General features: G+C 58.6%; 13 protein-coding genes. 2 read left to right on the top strand and 11 right to left on the bottom strand.

Features of this window, described 5'->3' with window-relative positions:
* The 11 genes from CSQ86_RS00830 to dnaK form a co-directional block, all read right to left on the bottom strand.
* Positions 1 to 234 (bottom strand): DUF4244 domain-containing protein, encoded by a 234-nt coding sequence (locus CSQ86_RS00830; protein WP_338069963.1) that lies wholly within the window; start codon positions 232 to 234, stop codon positions 1 to 3.
* A gap of 406 nt (positions 235 to 640) precedes the next feature.
* On the bottom strand, positions 641 to 1,309 hold the full coding sequence (locus CSQ86_RS00825) for a hypothetical protein (RefSeq protein WP_165773721.1): 669 nt from the start codon (positions 1,307 to 1,309) through the stop codon (positions 641 to 643).
* On the bottom strand, positions 1,309 to 1,980 hold the full coding sequence (locus CSQ86_RS00820; RefSeq protein ID WP_100493718.1) for a pilus assembly protein: 672 nt from the start codon (positions 1,978 to 1,980) through the stop codon (positions 1,309 to 1,311). The genes CSQ86_RS00825 and CSQ86_RS00820 overlap by 1 nt, the downstream gene beginning before the upstream one ends.
* A 19-nt stretch (positions 1,981 to 1,999) precedes the next feature.
* Complete coding sequence (locus CSQ86_RS00815) at positions 2,000 to 3,028, bottom strand: TadA family conjugal transfer-associated ATPase (RefSeq protein ID WP_100493268.1); 1,029 nt, start codon at positions 3,026 to 3,028, stop codon at positions 2,000 to 2,002.
* 52 nt (positions 3,029 to 3,080) lie between these two features.
* Positions 3,081 to 4,157 (bottom strand): CpaE-like family protein, encoded by a 1,077-nt coding sequence (locus tag CSQ86_RS00810; RefSeq protein ID WP_243387534.1) that lies wholly within the window; start codon positions 4,155 to 4,157, stop codon positions 3,081 to 3,083.
* 268 nt (positions 4,158 to 4,425) lie between these two features.
* A complete protein-coding gene (locus CSQ86_RS00805; RefSeq protein ID WP_100493267.1) occupies positions 4,426 to 5,175 on the bottom strand; it encodes a DedA family protein in 750 nt (249 codons plus the stop codon).
* A 164-nt stretch (positions 5,176 to 5,339) separates the two neighbouring features.
* On the bottom strand, positions 5,340 to 6,011 hold the full coding sequence (locus CSQ86_RS00800; RefSeq protein ID WP_100493266.1) for an HAD family hydrolase: 672 nt from the start codon (positions 6,009 to 6,011) through the stop codon (positions 5,340 to 5,342).
* Positions 6,012 to 6,113: 102 nt separating this feature from the next.
* A complete protein-coding gene (locus CSQ86_RS00795) occupies positions 6,114 to 6,704 on the bottom strand; it encodes a heat shock protein transcriptional repressor HspR (protein WP_100493265.1) in 591 nt (196 codons plus the stop codon).
* 97 nt (positions 6,705 to 6,801) lie between these two features.
* The gene (locus CSQ86_RS00790) at positions 6,802 to 7,836 is read right to left on the bottom strand and encodes a DnaJ C-terminal domain-containing protein (RefSeq protein WP_100493264.1); all 1,035 of its coding nucleotides are present in this window, start codon (positions 7,834 to 7,836) and stop codon (positions 6,802 to 6,804) included.
* A 269-nt stretch (positions 7,837 to 8,105) separates the two neighbouring features.
* Entirely contained in the window at positions 8,106 to 8,840 is a 735-nt protein-coding gene (gene grpE / locus CSQ86_RS00785; protein WP_100493263.1) for a nucleotide exchange factor GrpE, read from the bottom strand.
* Positions 8,840 to 10,732 carry a molecular chaperone DnaK gene (gene dnaK, locus CSQ86_RS00780; protein ID WP_100493262.1) on the bottom strand — a complete coding sequence of 631 codons (1,893 nt, stop codon included), beginning with the start codon at positions 10,730 to 10,732 and terminating at the stop codon, positions 8,840 to 8,842. Before dnaK ends, grpE begins: the two co-directional genes overlap by 1 nt.
* A 487-nt stretch (positions 10,733 to 11,219) precedes the next feature.
* Here dnaK and malQ point away from each other — a divergent pair, with 487 nt between their 5' ends.
* Together malQ and CSQ86_RS00770 are read left to right on the top strand one after the other, a co-directional pair.
* Positions 11,220 to 13,418: a 4-alpha-glucanotransferase gene (gene malQ, locus CSQ86_RS00775; RefSeq protein ID WP_165773688.1), complete on the top strand. Its 2,199-nt coding sequence runs from the start codon at positions 11,220 to 11,222 to the stop codon at positions 13,416 to 13,418.
* A gap of 98 nt (positions 13,419 to 13,516) precedes the next feature.
* The gene (locus tag CSQ86_RS00770; protein ID WP_100493260.1) at positions 13,517 to 14,530 is read left to right on the top strand and encodes a LacI family DNA-binding transcriptional regulator; all 1,014 of its coding nucleotides are present in this window, start codon (positions 13,517 to 13,519) and stop codon (positions 14,528 to 14,530) included.
* Positions 14,531 to 14,671: the final 141 nt, after the last annotated feature.

Below are 14,671 nucleotides of genomic sequence, written 5' to 3'. Positions count from 1 at the left end.
TCACCCCACGTTCAGTGCTTTCTTCACGATGTTGAGCAATAGCGTTTTTACGGCGTCTGATTTCAAAATGGCGACCAGCAGGGCTGCGAACCCCGTAGCCGCTATCAGCACTACCGCGTATTCGGCCGTGGCGGCCCCCTCTTCAGGATGTTCCATGAACATCCGTATTTGGGAATCCAGCAGACATATGCGCCGGTTAAGCCGGGAACGAAGAGGCTCCGTTTCCGTCTTCAGGCTGGGTACGGCGGGTAGCGCTGGCTGATGGTGTGATCGAGTGGGAAGAGCGAGCATATCATGTTTCCTTTCTTGCAAAGTGGCACATCGTTGTGACGCACATCAGTGCACATCGTTGTGATTGTTGTGGTTGGCATGGCCCCCATGCCGGGCGAACCCAGACATGGGGTGCAATCCACTGTGGGGTATGCGGCGCGGAAATGCGAGCCGGAACGGGGTATGTGGTCCGAGCTTGCCAAGTTATGCACATCCCGGAGTGTCGTCCACAACAAATGTGGATAACTAGCCACATGCATCAATAGATACATCAGCAGTCCATCAGCTGCATACAAGGCAGCGAACCGGATTAATCAACGTCGCACTAACCGAAACTCGAATCAATCATGCACGCAACGCAGAGGAAAACTCACATCACGAAGGATGCGATGGACGGAATGACACCGATCATGATGAATGCCGGCAGAAAACACAGCCCTGTGGGCAGCAATAGTTTGACGGAAAGCTTCGCGGCATCTCGTTCGATGGCGCTCCGGGCGTCCCTGTCCAACTGTTCCACTGTGGATTCCAAACGTATGCCTGGAGCGTCACCGTGCTTCCATGACGGTTCCAATGCCGAACGAATCACCGCGATATAGGCGAGCACAGTAGTCGCATTCGCGTTTGTTGGATTGATCCCATGGTTGCTGACGCCGCTATTCGACCCGATTTGAGTTCCATGATCGGATTGCTCATGCTCCGCAATATGCCATGCATCAGACCATGTCACACCTCGTTGCATCATGTTTCCCGCACGAGCCACTGCTGTTCCGATACCGCCTCCCACGGCAGCACCCACCACTTCGCAGGCAGCTGGAATCGAAGAACCTTGGGTCAAAGCCACGCGCAGCAATCGCAGTATCAGCATGGTTTGCAAGACATCAGCCGGAGAATCCTGACGTTCGCGAACACAATCATTGGTCTGCACGTCATCGGCCCGTACGTTTGGCATCCGATTGTGAATCACCCGCGGCCGCAGACGCAACCACAGTGCAAGCGCGCAACTTACCGCGGCGACCCAGGTACCGTCGCCGGCCATCACGCACGCTCCCGCAGTAGCGCGCATACCCATAGCAAACCAGCTGCATAGCAGCAGGCTCCCAACAATAGACAGACCAGTCCACGAGTCTGATCAAGCAGGAACTCCAACGGGCGAGCGCCCAATAGTTCACCGAGCAGTATTGTTACGATCGGCAAGGCACTGAGTAACGCAACCGTGGCTTTGGGCACTGCGAGCGCTTGCGTTGTGAGGTTCTGCAGGAGTCTCATCTGCCGGTAGGCGGTCAGCGTCACCTCCAGGCATGGCGAAGCGCGGCACCCCAGCCGACTGCTGACTTGGGATGCCGCATACATGCTTTGCGCTATTCGCGTGACTTGTTTAGGGGTTTCGTCAGGCAGTTTGACTCGTTCGCATAGCCTCCGCAATCTTGCCTCAGTGAGCTCGTGAGTCGCAAAACGACTGCCGTATTGTTCTTCGGCGGCTTCAATCAGCGTGCCGCCACTGTTCATTCGCGCGATCAGCGCGGTCAGCATCGACGCAATGCCGATATGCGCGGCATGTGAGGCGGGGTCGTTCGTTGCAATGTCGGAGTGCGGCTGCCGGGAGGTGTGCTGGGCGTTATCGGCGGCCGTCATGCGCACGGCGACAGCAATTGGGCGCGGCCATATCAGAACGGCAATCGCCAATAAAACGGCACACCAGAATCGCATTTCAATCACCTCGGTTAGTTCATTTCATTACGCTCCACGCCATCAGGAATTGCAACCATTCCGGCTCATACGTCGGCATTCCGGAACCTGACCATGAGGCCAACGGCACACCTTGCAGCTTCCCGGCTACAGTGCACAACCGACCAATCTGAGCGATATGCCGATTCCCGTGTATTCGCTCTGCATGGAGCACAACGTCAAAAGCGCCTTCCGCGAGCATGGCCATGGCCTGCGGCGTGATGTTGGCTAATAAACCGAGCGACACCAAGCGCGAGGGCACACGGCTCACACTGTCCGCGTGCAATGTGGTTATGCCGCCACGATGCCCTGAATTGAATGCGCGCAACAGGTCCACAATCTCCTCGCCTCGGCATTCGCCCAGCACCACACGATCCGGACGCATACGCAATGTGGCTTTCACCAAGTCGGTGAGACTCACCGCGCCAGCTCCCTCAACATTGGCTTCCCGACCAATCAGCGAAACGTGATTGGCTCGGCCGAAATCACCAAGTTCACGGATTTCCTCCACAGTGACAATGCGTTCCATTTCTCCGCATTGCGCGAGCAACGCTTTGACGAGCGTAGTTTTCCCTGAACCAGTACCTCCGGTGATTAGAATCGTGGCCTTTCGGCGCGCGAGGCCCTGCAACACCGGCAGCCAATCCATCGGAAACATCTGATTGCGCGCCAATTGCAGCAATGACATGGCCTTGCCGGCGGGAAAACGTATGGAAATAGACGCGCCTTGCGGCACAAGCGGAGCGATTACCGCATGGACTCTAATGCCCTCGACGCTGGAGGCATCGGCAATAGGGCAGGCGTCATCAAGCCTGCGACCCATTTGCGCGCAGAGTTGCACCGCATATTCCCTCACGACTTGCGGCGAGCGGAATGGGATGGCCAACCGATACTCCTGCATGCCGCTGCCGCTATCCGCCCAAACACGTCCATCGCAGGTCACTGCCACGTCGGTTATGGCGGGATCGGCCGCCAATTCATCCAGCAAGCCTAATGAGAATGCGTATTTACGCGCTTGCACCTGCGTCATATATGTCCCGCTCTCTTTGCTTCCCCAGCTAGCGAATTATTAGCTTCTGGTTTCAGGATTCGATGTCTGTGGGCTGCTTATCGCAAATGGTTCGCTCCACAAGATCGGCGAGACGCTCGATGGCTTTGCGGTTATTTTTGGGTACCGCTTGGATGCCGAGCCCTTCCAACACATCACCACATAGACTGGTGTTTGGCTTGATGGGCCCTAGAATCTCGGCCAGCATATAGCCTTCCGCTTCCTCCATGCTCACACCTCCTCGGCCGCGTGGGGCACCACGAGGAGCGAATCCTATGAGATGCGGCGAGGAGCAATCCCAAGTGGACAGCTTGGCCCGATGGGTTCTGGCGCGAGCCAGCCCCACCACGGAAAGTTCCACACCCATAATCTGCATACTGCTTGTGAGATCAGGGACCGCTTCCACCAATTCACCCTGCCCAGCATCCACAACCACCACGTCATTGGCACTGGAAAGCGCACGCACCACAGCTTGCACCTCCCACCAGGTCGGTCTCAAACCAATCCAAGGGTTATACGGCAGCACGCGAACGCCATCCCATGCGATGAGCTCATCATTGAGCGCCTCACCTTCCACATTGCCCAATGGCGCGACTATCTGGTTGAATCGCAAACCTGATTCACGTTCGACGCCCAGCAGCAGGTCCATGCAACCGGATGCGAAATCGGCATCTATCAAAGCACATCTGCGGTCTCGTCCAGCCAGCGTCCGCGCCAGCATGGCGGCGGCGGTACTTAGGCCCATGCCACTGTGACTTGCCGTGAGCGTCACGACATTGTGCAGCTTCACGGACGTGGAGGCTGCATTGCGAGGCGCGTCTTCGGAGCGTTCCCTTCGGCAGGAGCTCAATGGTTTAGGAGGCCGGGAGGCCGGCGAATAGTAATGCAGCCTCGGCTGGGAATCAGGCAGCGAACGCGGATCGAGCTGAGGTTTGGCATGCGGTTGGCCGGGAGGCGCGGTTGCGGGTTTTGACCGTACAGACTTGGTTGCCAACCGCACTGAGGGAATTTCAGGTAATGGCACTGGATCAATGGCCGGTGCACGATCCGGAGATTGAGGCATGCCGGTCTCGCTTGTGCCGGCGCTTTTGCTTTTAACTGTGGTATTCATAGGCCGATTGAATCGCAGGGAACGCAAACGAAGCAATCGGGAACGACCTATGTGGTTCGAGCTTGCCTAGTTATCCACAAGCTGGCGTGTCATCCACAACAAATGTGGATAACTGGAAACCGGGCAAAACGACCTATACAAAAACCGAGCCTGTTTCACGAGATGTTTCACATTTAAACCACTCGCGAATAGGCTCGGTTTGCTCGTTACTATCTATGCAGTGCGCCTTTGCTTTCAGCACATCTCAGCACATCGCATCACTGCTTGATCACTTGTTATCCAGATGTTCGATACCGGATTCCAGTGTATCCAGCTGAGAATCAGTCACCTTCACATGAGCGCCGGACACCGATTCGGCCTTCTTCTTACCGAACTTGGCCTTGAACAGACCCACGATGGTCGGAGCCAGGGAGACCAAGAGAATCAGCACGATCACCAATTCGAAGTGATCCTGCACAGCCGGAATATTGCCGAAGAAGTAGCCCAGCAGTGTGAACAGCGTGGACCAAGTCAGACCGCCCAGCACAGAGAACGGGGTGAAACGGCTCCAGCGCATGCCGGAAATACCGGAGATGAACGGCATGAACGTGCGGATGAACGGGAAGAAACGGCCCAGGAATACGGCCAGCGGGCCCCACTTCTCAATCATGCCTTCGGTCTTGGCGATGCGTTCCGGAGTCATGGCCTTAACCTTGCCGGACTGGATGATACGGCGGCCGAAGAAGTGACCGATGAAGTAGTTGCACTGGTCGCCGACAATCGGGGCGCACCACACCACCGGCAGCAGGTAGAACAGCGGCAGCGCGGCCTTGCCGGTTGCGGCGTCCGGAGCCGCGAACACACCTGCGGCGAACAGCAACGAGTCGCCGGGCAGGAACGGGAAGAAGACCACACCGGTCTCAATGAAGACAATCAGGAAGATGAAGCCTAAGGTCGGCGCCACACCCATGGCAATCCAGCCGGCGATGGCCGCACGCGGATCCTTCAGTAATTCAAGAATGAAATTAATAAAACCCATACTATTCCTATGACATTCGAGCGAAAGCAGTTATTCGCATTCGTTCTACGGCGTTGCCCGAACCAAGGTTTGACCAGTCAGACATTCGCCTTGAAACCGTCAACCACACTACCAGCAGGCCACATCAAAAAATAACGCCCAGCCACTAAGGCTGGGCTAACAATTCACGCTTCCAAACGCTGGCGTACGAAGTCATCCAGCGCAGCGGCATTGATACCGTCATAGGAATCGATGGAAGCGAATTGGCCGAGGCCGGAGTTATCGGTGCGAATCCAACCGGTTTGGGCAATCAGCGTGGCTCCGGATGCGGCACCGGCCTTGAGACCGACCGCGGAGTCCTCCAATACCACGCACTTGGCCATGTCTTCCTTGGCGATGCCGAGCTTGGCGGCAGCGGCCAGATAGGGAGCGGGATTCGGCTTGTGCTCGTACGGATCGTCGCCGCATACATAGCCGGCGAACAGACCTTCGGACTGGGCCATGATGTTCTCCGCCATGCGTCGCGGAGATGTGGTGACCAGCATAGATGGGATGCCGGCGTCCTTCAGCGAGTGCAGTACCTCGCGCACACCCGGAATCCATGGCAAACGCTCCACCTCGGCCTTGAAGACATAATCCTTGAGCTGCTTGTCAATCTCTTCGACGCTCAGCGTGCAACCGCGCTCGATCATGTTGCGGGCCACGTTCGGCACCGGAGTGCCGGAGCACATCCAGCCGAGGTCTTCATTCCAGTCGCCACCATTGGCGTGAGCGATTTCGATTTCGCCGTCATGCCAAAGCGGCTCGGAATCGATAAGTGTGCCATCCAGATCCCAGAATACGGCTTTCAGCAGCATGGTTCCTCCGTTTGCGGCTATTCGTGCGGACTAAATTGTTGCTGCATCCATTGCACCAAGCCGACCAGACAGCCGGCGAGGGAGCGACGAATCAACGAGGAATCACCAGCCCCAGAGGACCATGGACTTGGAATCGTCGGCGGCATCAGCATCAGTGTTGCCATAGGCTCCGGCCTGCGAAGCCGCGGAGGTCGGGCGGCCCGGCAGCTCGCGGGTCTCGCGGCGAATCGCATTGCGCCATAGGCGGGCACGGTTCGAACGAGGCACTTCCACAATGTTGCCATCGCGGCCCGCGGCGAACACGCTTTCCTCACCACTGGTCTGCATGCGTTTGACTTCGCGGCGCAATTGACGGTTCTCCTCTTCGAGCTCCAGAATGCGCGCGATGCCGGAAAGATTGATGCCCTCGTCCTGGCTCAGGCGCTGTGCGCGGGCAAGACGGGCGATATCGCGCAGGCAATAGCGGCGAGCGCCACCGCCCGTGCGCTGCGGGCGAATCAGACCCAGCCGGTCGTACTGACGGAGGGTCTGCGGGTGGATATTGGCCAGTTCAGCGGTCTGGCCAACGGTGAAGATGGGCAGTTCGATATCGAAACCGACGTCATCGGCTCCGTCCAAATCAGCCCTGCCCATCACCAGTGCGGTGGCGCACATGGCGTACAACTGCCGCATTTGATTGGCTGTTCTAGCCATAGTGCACCTTCCTGAATTACGGTTTTATAGGCATTCTCCTCAGTCTGCCGAGGGCGGCCGGCTCCCCTCAGAGAGGGGAGCCGACGAGAAGAGCAAATCACCGGCTCAGATAGTCGCCGGCTTTTTCGTCGAACTCCTTGGCTGCATGCTTGAGCATCAGGCCCGGCTTGGTGGGGACCATGATCTGCACGCGACCAACCAAGTCGCCCGGCTGGTTGCCTCGCTTGACACCGAGGCCGGAAAGCTTGATTTCAGCACCGGAACTCGAGCCTGCAGGCACCTTGAAAGTGACCGGGTTGCCGTCGATATCCTTGGCTTCGACCTTGCCACCGGCAACGGCCTCGCCCACGGTGACAGGTAGGTCCATCACGAGGTCCGAGCCGCGCATGGAGAAGGTCTTGTCCGGCTTCACGGTGACGTGCAGGTACAAATCGCCCGCACGGCCGCCGTTGATACCCGGCTTGCCCTTGCCGGCCAGCTTGATCTTCTGACCGTCCTTGACGCCTGCGGGCACATGGGCCTTGAACTTCTTGCCGTCCACGGACAGGGAGACCGTGGCACCCTTGACCGCTTGACGCAGCGTCAAGCTGATCTTGGAGTTACGGTCCTCGCCGTTTTCAGGGCGCGGAGCCTCCTCATAGGAGTAACCGCCGGCATTGCCGTACGGCGACTGACCGCCGAAGCCGGCACCAGCACCTTGGCCGGCAGCACCACCGAACATGGAGAAGATGTCGTTCAGGTTCGGATTACCGCCGCCCGACGTGGAGAAGCGGATGCGCGAGCCATTGCCGCCCATGCCAGCGCCAGAACCGGCACCGAACATGGAACCGAAGATATCGGAAAAACCAGAAGCATCGAATCCACCGGAGCCAGAACCGCCGGCGAAGCGGGCGCCACCCATGCCGAACTGGCGAATCGCATCATACTTCTGGCGTTCGTTCTTATTGCTCAGCACGTCGTAGGCCTCGGAGATGTCCTTGAACTTTTCCTCGGCTTCCTTGGTCTTGTTCAGATCAGGATGGTACTTGCGAGCCAGCTTGCGGTAGGCCTTGGTGATTTCAGCTTCAGTAGCGTCCTTGGAGACACCAAGGACTTTGTAGAAGTCTTTGTTCAGCCATTCATTCTCAGCCATTCATGTCTCCTTTCTTAAAAGTATTTGATTCAGTATGTAGTCAGCAGTAGGCCGCGTGGGGCAGAGAGGGGCATCGCCCGACACACTCAAGGCTGCTGAGCCGTCTAATGGACAGTCCAGTGGACTGTCCATAGGCGAAGGGAGCAGCTTGCTGCGACGATTGCACGCAGTGCAATAGCCAAGCTTACGGTCTGGCGATGCCCCTCTCTGCCCCACGCTCCGTTGCATATATGCCGCAGATTTTACAAAGTCCCTTTTAGGGGGATGGATTAGTTGTGGGGGGAGGCTACTACTACTCGGGCGGCGCGGATGACGCGGTCGCCAATGCGATAGCCGGCTTCGACCACGGTATCCACCGTTTCCTTTTCAGCCTCGGCATCCGGCTTGTGCAGGATGGCCTCGTGCTTGGTCGGGTCGAACTCCTCGCCCTTTTCACCGAACTTCTCGACACCGAACTTCTCGAACGCCTTGTCGATCTTGGCGGCCACAGCCTTGAAGGAATCATCCATCTCGCTGTGTTCGCGGATACGGTCGATATCGTCGAGGGCCGGCAGCAGCGCGGTCAGCACGTCGATGATGCCGTGCTGACGGAAGCGCTCCTGCTCCTTGGCCGCGCGATTGCGGTAGTTGATGAACTCCGCACGTTCGCGCTGCAGGGCTTCGAGGTATTCAGCGGCTTCCTTCTTGGCCTTGCCAAGCGGAGTAAGGGTGTCGTCACCGGCGGCCTTGCCATCGGCATCAGCCGGCTTCTCTCCCTCAGCTTCGCCGTGCTCAGCAGCGGACTGGCCCTCGCCAGACTGCTTGTCGCCGGCGTTCGCCGGGGCCTCTCCCTCAGTCGCGGGCTTCGCCGAGCCAGCTCCCTCATCAGAGGGAATCGAGTCGCCAGCCGATGGAGCCGGCTTCTCCTGCGCAGCACCAGCTGCGGCGGAAGAAGCCGAGGAGGCTGCCAAATCGTCTGCGTCAGGCAGGTCGTTCAGGTAGTCGTCCTTATTGAACTCGGACATCACTTGTTGTCCTTGTCGTCATCGTCATCCACAACCTCGGCCTCGACGGTGTCATCGTCGGAGGAAGAGGAGGTGGAGCCAGCGGAAGCACCAGCTGCACCGGCACCGGCTGCGGCGCCAGCGGCACCCTCAGCACCCTGCTGGGCGTAGAGCACCTGACCGATCTTCTGAGCGGCGGTCATCAGCTCGGTCTGAGCGGTCTTGACCTTCTCGATGTCCTCGCCCTTCAGAGCTTCCTTCAGAGCGTTGACCTTCTCGGTGACTTCCTTGACGATGTCGTCGGAGAGCTTCTCCTTGTTGTCGTTGACGAGCTTCTCGGTGCTGTAGGCGAAGGCCTCAGCCTGGTTGCGGGTCTCGGCCTCTTCCTTGCGCTTCTTGTCCTCAGCCTCGTGAGCCTCGGCTTCCTTGACCATACGATCGATCTCGTCCTTCGGCAGACCGGAGCCGCCGGTGATGGTCATGGACTGCTCCTTACCGGTGCCCTTGTCCTTGGCGGAGACGTGCACAATGCCGTTGGCGTCGATGTCGAAGGTGACCTCGATCTGCGGGACGCCACGCGGAGCCGGAGCGATGCCGGTCAGCTCGAAGGTGCCCAGCGGCTTGTTGTCGCGAGCAAACTCACGCTCGCCCTGGTAGACCTGAATCAGCACGGACGGCTGGTTGTCTTCAGCGGTGGAGAAGACCTCGGAGCGCTTGGTAGGAATAGCGGTGTTGCGGTCGATGAGCTTGGTCATGATGCCGCCCTTGGTCTCGATACCGAGGGAAAGCGGGGTCACATCGATGAGCAGCACGTCCTTACGGTCGCCCTTGATGACGCCGGACTGCACGGCGGCGCCGACAGCCACAACCTCATCCGGGTTCACGGACTGGTTGGCTTCCTTACCACCGGTGAGCTCCTTGACGAGCTCCTTGACGGCAGGCATACGGGTGGAGCCACCGACCAGCACCACGTGGTCGATGTCGGACACGGAGATGCCGGCGTCATGCAGCACGTTGTTGAACGGAGTGCGGCAGCGACCGAGCAGGTCGGAGGTCATTTCCTCGAAGTGAGCACGGGTCAGGGTCTCATCCAGGTGCACCGGGGTACCGTCAGGGGTCATGGCCAGGTACTGCATGGAAATGCTGGTGGAGGTGGAGGAGGAGAGCTCCTTCTTCGCCTGCTCAGCGGCTTCCTTCAGACGCTGCAGAGCAATCTTGTCCTTGCTCAAGTCAACGCCGTACTTGTTCTTGACTTCGGAGACCAACCAATCGATGATCTTCTGATCCCAATCGTCGCCGCCCAGGTGGTTATCGCCGTTGGTGGCCTGCACCTGAATGGTGGAGAAGCCGTCGTCATCCTTGCCAATCTCCAGCAGGGAGACATCGAAGGTGCCGCCGCCGAGGTCGAAGACCAGGATGCGCTCGTCCTGCTTGCCCTTCTCAAGGCCGTAGGCCAGAGCAGCTGCGGTCGGCTCGTTGATGATACGCAGAACGTTCAGGCCTGCGATCTTGCCAGCGTCCTTGGTTGCCTGACGCTGAGCATCGTTGAAGTATGCCGGGCAGGTGATGACGGCGTCGGTGACAGGCTCGCCGAGGTAAGCCTCAGCGTCCCTCTTCAGCTTCATCAGAATCTGCGCGGAAATCTCCTGAGGGGTCCACTTCTTGCCGTCGATCTCGACGGTCCAATCGGTACCCATGTGACGCTTCACGGAAGAAATAGTGCGGTCAACGTTGGTGACGGCCTGACGCTTGGCCACTTCGCCGACGAGGATTTCGCCGGACTTGGAGAATGCCACCACGGACGGCGTGGTGCGTGCACCCTCAGCGTTGACGATAACGGTGGGCTCGCCACCTTCCAGCGTTGCGATGCAGGAATTCGTAGTACCCAGATCGATACCAACTGCACGTGCCATAATGTGTGCTCCTTTTGTTTGTTATTCGTTCTTACGTTTATCGCCCAAGTTCCTTGGGAATCCTTTGGGGATTCCTTGGTAGGTTCTCGGACCTTCCAAACTTGAGCCTACATCACTCAACTTCCCGATTGCAAGTTCTATTCCCAAATTCCCCACAAAAAGTTGAGCGTGTTGCGCTCAGGTTTTGACGCAGCCTATTTTTCGCTATGCGAGCCCCCCCTGAGCACCCCATGCAGCACATCCCGCAAGAAAAAAGGCGCAGCACGCAAAAAAGGCGCGAAGAGCAGATGCAAAGGGCACGCACGGCAAGCAAACGCGCCAATCCCTCCCAAAACTCCGCATTATTGCAATCGTTGTCAATTTGAGTTACTTTTATATCAGCACGTTTCACCATTGTCTTGCCAATTTTGACGGTACCTCAACGCAGAGAGGCCCTTGAGCAGCAATGCAAACGAAGAGCAAAGCAGCAGAGAAGCAAGGAGTTACCATGACTGGTGCATGCAGCAATGAAGCAGCATCCCCGCACAGTGACCAGCGCACCGAGAGTCCAGCACGTCTGGCGAGACCTCTTATCAAGCTCGCCAAGGCCGCAGGCGTGGCTACATCATTCATCGACCAGCTTGGCACCTATACCGAAATCAGCGACGCGGCACTGGTCGCCGTGCTGAAGGCCCTTGATATCAATGCCTCCAGCGATGAAGCCATCGAGCAATCCATCGCACATATTGAAGACGAAAACAGCAAACGTTTGCTGAACCCGACCATCGTCACCACCTGCGGCAAACCCACCACCATCGAACTGAACTGTCCAGCCGACACCGACGTCAACGCAACCGTCACCTTGGAAGACGGCAGCGTCTACGAATCAATCGTCCTTATTCCCAATCTCAATTCAGGCAGGCTGAGCCTGACCTTAAGCACCGACCTGCCGATGGGATACCATACGCTCACCGTCGACGCTGGCGAGCGTCACGCCACCGCAACCATCATCAATGCGCCCGAGCGCATCCCGGTGCCGAAAGCGGTAGTGGAACATCAGCGGTGGGGCTGGATGGTGCAGATGTATTCCGTACGCTCCCCCGAATCATGGGGCATTGGCGATTACGGCGATTTGAAGCGGCTCGCGCAGGACGCCGCCGAGAAGTCCGGCGCTGATTTCATGCTGATCAACCCGATCCACGCCGGAGCGCCGATCCCGCCGCTCGAGCCTTCGCCGTATTTGCCGGAATCCCGCCGATTCCTGAACGTAACCTATATCCGCCCGCAGGATATTTCCGAATATACCGCCTTGCCGGCCGACGTTCGTGAACAGGTGGACGCATTGCATGATTCCGTGGCGGCTCGCAATAATGAGTCCACGCCAATGGACATCAATGCGGCATGGGAAGCCAAGCGCCCGGCCTTGCGCCTGATCTTCGACGCCGGCCGCAATGCCAAGCGTGAGCTCGAATTCGAACATTTCAAAGCCGCCGCCGGCCCGGATCTCGACTCCTTCGCCACGTGGTGCGTGTGCTTCGAAATCTGGGGCGCGCCTTGGGGAGAGAACCGATGGTTCTTTGAAAAGCGCATCGATGATCCGGCCGTGCAGTCGCTGGTGGCCGAGCACCACGACCTGTTTGAGTTCAACCGCTGGTTGCAATGGATCGCCGCCGAGCAGGTGAACGAGGCGCAGCACGCGGCGCTGAATCACGGCATGGCTTTGGGCCTTATGCAGGATATGGCCGTCGGCGTGCATGGTCTCGGCGCGGACGCCTGGGCCAATCCGGAGCGCTTCGCCACCGGTTCGGTCACGGTGGGATGCCCGCCGGACTTTTATAACCAGCAGGGCCAGGATTGGGGCCAGCCGCCGTTCAATCCACGCCAGCTTGAAGCCACAGGATACCAGGTGTACCGGGAAATGGTGCATTCGATGTACGAGCATGCCGGGGCCGTGCGCATCGATCATGTGCTCGGGCTCTTCCGTCTGTGGTGGATTCCACAGGGGCTCGGCGCCAAGAATGGTGCGTATGTGATGTACAACCACGAGGCGATGCTGGGCGTGCTATCCATCGAGGCCACACGCGTAAACGGCATGGTCATCGGCGAGGATCTGGGCACCGTGCCGGCATATGTGCGTCGTATTCTCGCCGACCATGGCGTGCTCGGCACGGACGTGGAGTGGTTCGCGCGCGTGGACGATTCGCCGAATGCCGGCGACCCGTATAAGGAGCCAAGTGAATACCGCCGGCAGGCCTTGGCCTCGGTCACCACCCATGATTTGCCGCCGACCGCCGGCTACCTGAACTTCGAGCACGTGCAGTTGCGCGAGAAATTGCATCTGCTGAGTGAGCCGGTGGAATCATTTGCGGCTTCGGCGCTGGCCGAGCGCACGGCAATGATGAACCGCCTGGTTGCCAGCGGATACATCGAGCAGTCCGTGGCGGACGATGTGCCGAATCATATTCAGGAAATCGTCGAGGCGATGCATGCGATGCTTACCGATACGCCTTCCCTGCTGTTGCAGGCGGCGTTGGTGGATGGCGTGGGCGAGCATCGCACGCAGAACCAGCCAGGTACCTCAAGCGAATACTCGAACTGGCGCGTACCGCTGGCCGACGAGCATGAACATGTGGTGCATACCGGCGAGGTCTTCAATCTGCCGCGCGTGCAATCGCTTGCCGCCGTGATGCGAGGCGAACGCAAGTAACACTCAATCACGCAGATACCGCCATAAAGGCCCGCTTCAGCCGCTATGATATCGTTGTCACGAATGATTCATCGACAATGAGATGAGCGGAGGCGGTTATGACCAAGGCAAGCATCCAGGCAGTGGCACGCGAAGCCGGCGTTTCCGTATCCACCGTGTCCCGCACCTTCGCCAAGCCCGATCTAGTGCTCCCCGAAACTCGCGACAAGGTAATGGCGGCCGCCGAAAAGCTCGACTACTCGATCTCCCGTTCGGCAGCCGCCCTGAAATCCGGGCAGTCATTCCGCATCGCGCTGCTAGCCAGCGAAACCATCACCACATGGTTCAATGCCAATATTTTCGCCGGTCTTGACTCGGTGCTGCGCCCCGCCGGATACGACACGGTCCCCTACCCTATGCGCAACGCGGGCGAGCGCCAGGCATTCTTCGCGGACCTGCCTGTACGCCGCAATGCGGACGCCGTGGTGGTCAGCTCTTTCAACATCGAGCCTGCCGAGGTCGAGCGCCTCAAGCATATGCACGTGCCGATCATCGGCATCAATATCCCCTCCACCGACGGATTCGACGCAGGAGTCAGCATTGACGACCGCGCCGCCACGCGCTCCGCAATCGAGCATCTGATAGCCCTCGGCCACCGCCATATCGCTTTTGTGGGTGGCGAAACCATCGTGACCAGCATGAAATACAGCGCCGAGGCGCGACTGCAGGGTCTGCTTGACGCCGCTTCCGCACATCCAAATGTGACGGTGACGCATTTGCAGGTGCCGCGCAACGAAATGGAAGCCAGCGCAGTATTGAATGCGGTACTTACCGCTCCGGCCGACGTGACCGCTTTCTGTTTTGAGGACGATCAGATGGCGCTGCCGGCACTGTTCCGTCTGCGCCAATACGGTCGCCAAGTGCCGCAGGATGTTTCCATCGTGGGCTTCGACGATTTGGATCTGGCGCAGGCCGTGGGCTTGACCACGCTGCATCAGGATCCATTCGCCATGGGTGCCGCGGCAGGCCAGATGGCGTTGGACGCCATTGCCGGTAAGCCAATCGAGCCCGCGTTCCAGCAGCCGGATGCGCCGCTGATGCTGCGCGAGACCACCGCGCCACCACGCGCGTAACCTTAGCTATTCAACAACATTCTGACTACGTTGCCACGCAACGCTTAATAATACTTTATTTCTCTTTTTCACATTTGCATGATATCGTTGTCATGACATAAGCAACGAAGCACGTTCGCACTTATCCAGCCATAATCAAAC

Source organism: Bifidobacterium felsineum (assembly GCF_002802915.1).
In the GTDB taxonomy this organism is placed as follows: domain Bacteria; phylum Actinomycetota; class Actinomycetes; order Actinomycetales; family Bifidobacteriaceae; genus Bifidobacterium; species Bifidobacterium felsineum.
Note: the sequence above shows the minus strand (reverse complement) of the source record. Positions and strands in the feature narration are given on the sequence as shown.